Genomic DNA, 4,040 nt, shown 5'->3' with positions numbered 1-4,040 from the left:
AGCTTAACCAGAACATACCCGTGTAATTTGTTGACAATATCTTCAGCAACGAACTCAAATATGCCAGCCAAAGTATCTTTTAGTGGTATCTCTTCAGCAAAAAATAACTCAGTTACAYCAGCCCAAAGATCAACGATCGCAAGATCAACAGAATCAGTAAGAGGAACCAGATTTTCATTAAAACTATGGATCAATTGGTTATATAGAGAATCTAATAACGGTTTGATCCAATCCAAATGATGTAGCAAAGCACCACGCGAAATATCAAAATACTCGCATAACTGACGTTGCGAAGCATTCAACAAATCAAATCCTCCATCAGCAACAGCATTAATCACCTGAGCCACCTTGAGTTGTAAAAGCTCCAAATTAGACATTGCCTCAGGCGTGATATCACCAGACTTAACTAGAGTATGGGGAATATCACCGAGATCAAAATCCGACAAAAAGTAAATAACATCACCATCCTGAAAGCGATCGCCCGCCTTCCTGCCAAAACATTGCATCACCGTCGCCAAAATATGGCGATCGACAAACGCCGCAAAATCAGGATCTTTATCAATTGGATGTAAGCCCGTCATCGCCACATAATCGGCACGAAGCATGGCAATATTGGCACAAGGAGTACCAACAATCACAAAGGTTTTGGCATCTTTAAAATCATTAGAACCACGGGAATCGCGGAACCAGAAACCATGAGCATCAGAATTAGCAAACTTTTTAAAATCAATCACCCTAGTCAAAGGATCAAGTTCCGTAAGATGAGAAATAATCGCCTGCACTTTAGCCGACTGACCATCACGACGCTGCATCCCTAAACGCCCCAGATTATGCACCTGAAAAATCTGGGGCATGACCAACTCACCCGATTGCTTAATGGTATGAACAGGAGCATCGAGGCGCATTGATAGATCCGTGACATCAACCGTGGCATCCAGATAAAGATTAGCTGCCGACCTGTGAGCAATATCACGCAAACGCGAATCACCCAGAGAAACAGTTAACTTTTCATATTGAATATGCAAATCACCGTGGGAAATAGCCCCAGAGAGAATATCTAAAAACTCCACCAACCATTGCTTCAAAACCTCACGGTCAATCTTTTGCCTAATTTCATCAGCATGGAAAGTAGTTTCTCGTTTCAGCAAAGCATGGAACTTAGCCAACTCCCGCTTATCCTTACCCTTAGCATTCTCAAACTCAGAATCGGCAATCCCGTCAACTGTATCGAGAATAGATAAGTCAGGTTTCAGCAAATCAGCCAGTAAAGTTGTATCAATAACTTCAGGAATAGCCGATTTAATCTCATGAAAATCTAACCCGTGGTAGGACTTATCCGCTAATAAACCATGCAACTTATTGAGAACATCAATAATCTCTAATTTGTTATCAATCTCAGAGCGAGTCAGCAAAGCGATCGCTTTATCCACATCATCCCTACCAACCGAAATCTGACGCATCGTCGTCAAACTCTCCGATACCTCCTCCCATACCAGCAAAGTTTTGGAATAATCAAACTCAGTGGGACTAGGCAAACTCGCAGGATGCGATCGCAAGATTTTAGAATTAAAAGCGATCGCCCTCTGATGTCTAAAGCCAAAGCCATCACCGCTAGACCCACGACAAGCATTGAGTAAAGGACAAGTCTCACAAATGACCTTAGTATCGGAAATTGCCTTATCGCGCAAAGCGGAAATAGCCCCAGTACGAGAGCAATTCGCCTGAGTATGCACAGACTCACCCAACTTAACGCGACGTAACTTGCCAGATTTATGAGTCAAACCGTTGTGACGCGCAGGCAGAATTTCCCAATCCTGCAAAGTTGCTGTGGTGACATTGCGCGAATCATTAGATATATAGATAATCCGTTCAACACTATCAAATAACTCAGGACGCAAACGCCCCGCATCATAACTTTTGCCCGTACCAGTTGCCGAAGCATCAAGAATATGTTTATTCGTTAATAGCGAATCGCGCCAAGTTTCTAGCCTTGTCCCAGCCTCATATACAAATTTAGGTAATGTGGGTTGAGGCGATAGCCTTGGTTTGTCAGATTTATTAGTAAAACCGCTAGCTGCCTTCTTGGGGAAAAGTTTATCTTTCAACCACTGGAACGGTGAAAACTTAGGCTTCGGTTTGTAATTAGCAATCTGGAAAAACTGCTCAACCATCAAAAGCTGAATCGCTGCATCACTAGATAATTCATCAATATCATCATCGGTTTTGGCAACCTGTCCCCACCAGAGAACATCAATCGCAAAATCTAGCTCAGCTAGAAAATCAAGATTTTTCTCATGGCGACGCATCACAGAGGGGTTAGCAATGTCACCTGCATCGATCGCATATTCCAAACGAGTTAGATTGGGCTTAGCCCTAATCGCATCAAAGTAACTTTGTAAAGTTTCTTTACTAGCGATAAACTGACCRCCCGAAGCACCAATCGCTACACAACCACGTAACTTAGAAGCAAGATAAGGCTTAACACCAGTACCCTCAACCAAGACCACACGTTGACAATCAATCTGAATATCACCATGAAAAGCCAGAGGCAAYTCCCCATTTTGTTGTTGAGCCGAGATTCCAAAAGGCTTATGCCAACGATAGCGTCCTGAATCAGCATCGCGTAAACGGATTTGAAAACCAAGAATTTTACYKTCAGGATTCTTAATTGGCAGAATATAGCCAGAACTAGTTGATTTAGCACCTAAATGCTTAATCTCAGCATTAGATAAACCACGACTGACTAAATCAGCTCTATCTAAACTATCTAAATCAAGTTTCTCTAAATAATTTTGATAAAGGCGATCGCGTTGAGCAGCATCAGGCAACTTCGCCAAACCATCCCGCTTTGCCTTTTGTTGAGCTATCCGCAGTTTTAAATTTCTGTCACGACGCTCTAGGCGATCCGACTCCGACTCAGGATGTTTGCGGACATACTTACCTGCAAAGTAACTGCCATTAGTTTCGCCAAGATATTTCCAATCTGTGAGATCTGCATCACTGGGATGAGTCATGCATAGAACAAAATCTTGATTATCCGACGCAATTCTACATTTGCCTGTGATGTCATCGCAGATCGGGCAGGGGTTATGGGCCTTAACGGGTGAAAACTTTCGGGAAGAATACTGGTTATTTAAAGAGGCCATTATTTTTGACCTCCAATGAGCTTGCTAAGGGAGATCTTTAGATAGATCTCCTCCAACAAGTCTTGTGACTTTAAAAACATCTAAATTGTCCTGATTGTAAGGTTTGTAGCGACTTCAATCAGAAAACAGACAGACTTTTTGAATTCAGTTCAATAATCAATAATTGCTTTTTGCAAAAAAATTAAAAAATTCGCAGCAAAAACTGTTGCTAAACTAATATCTTGCGTTAAGATATTAGAAAGCGCTGAACAAAATTGCACTGTCAAAGCAACGTCTGTCCATTTTCGGATATTTAATTTAAAAACCTTCGGGTTTACAAGAAAGCTGGTGAGGTCGAAGTCACTGGCTTTTTTTGTTTTTGAAGGGGAAAACTAGCTAAGCGATCTCCTGTAGATAAAAAACTGCAATTTAAGCATACAGCGATCGCTCTGGATCTGATCTATAAAAGATCAAAAAAAGATCAAAATTTCATTAATCTCAGCCTGACTAGGGTTGTCTGGTTTACATACTGTCATCTAAGACACTTTTTTTGAGCTAGCAATAGCTGAGCTAACTCTTGGAAGCCAGCAAACTCAGAAGCATGAGTCATGTATTTAGGTAAATGCATCATTTTGTCCTGATAATGGCAAACATTTGCCACACCGACCGAGACGGGAAATTTTGCAGGATTAAACATTGCCTCATCATTAGGACTGTCGCCAACGGTTAGGACTTGCTACGAATTGATTTCAGGAAAATGATTTTTGAGTACGTTGTCTAAGCCAGTTGCTTTATCATGGTGCAGTGGTTTGATATGGCACTGGTGAGTTAATTAGTGAGGCAATGAAATCCACTTGAGGATAATAATTCCAGCATAGAAACGGGACGATGAAAAAGTCTGATCGCCATAGCAGG

2 protein-coding genes are annotated in these 4,040 nt (G+C 41.6%); both read right to left on the bottom strand.

What is annotated here, in order from left to right; translation table 11 throughout:
- The coding region (locus B9G53_RS00570) for a hypothetical protein (RefSeq protein WP_094528379.1) at positions 1-3,014 on the bottom strand (3,014 nt) is incomplete at its 3' end.
- A 643-nt stretch (positions 3,015-3,657) separates the two neighbouring features.
- Complete coding sequence (locus tag B9G53_RS28265; RefSeq protein WP_254923495.1) at positions 3,658-3,822, bottom strand: hypothetical protein; 165 nt, start codon at positions 3,820-3,822, stop codon at positions 3,658-3,660.
- Positions 3,823-4,040: the final 218 nt, after the last annotated feature.

The organism is Pseudanabaena sp. SR411, from assembly GCF_002251945.1.
Taxonomy (GTDB): domain Bacteria; phylum Cyanobacteriota; class Cyanobacteriia; order Pseudanabaenales; family Pseudanabaenaceae; genus Pseudanabaena.
The sequence above is the reverse complement of the archived record's forward strand: the minus strand, read 5'-3'. Positions and strand labels throughout refer to the sequence as shown.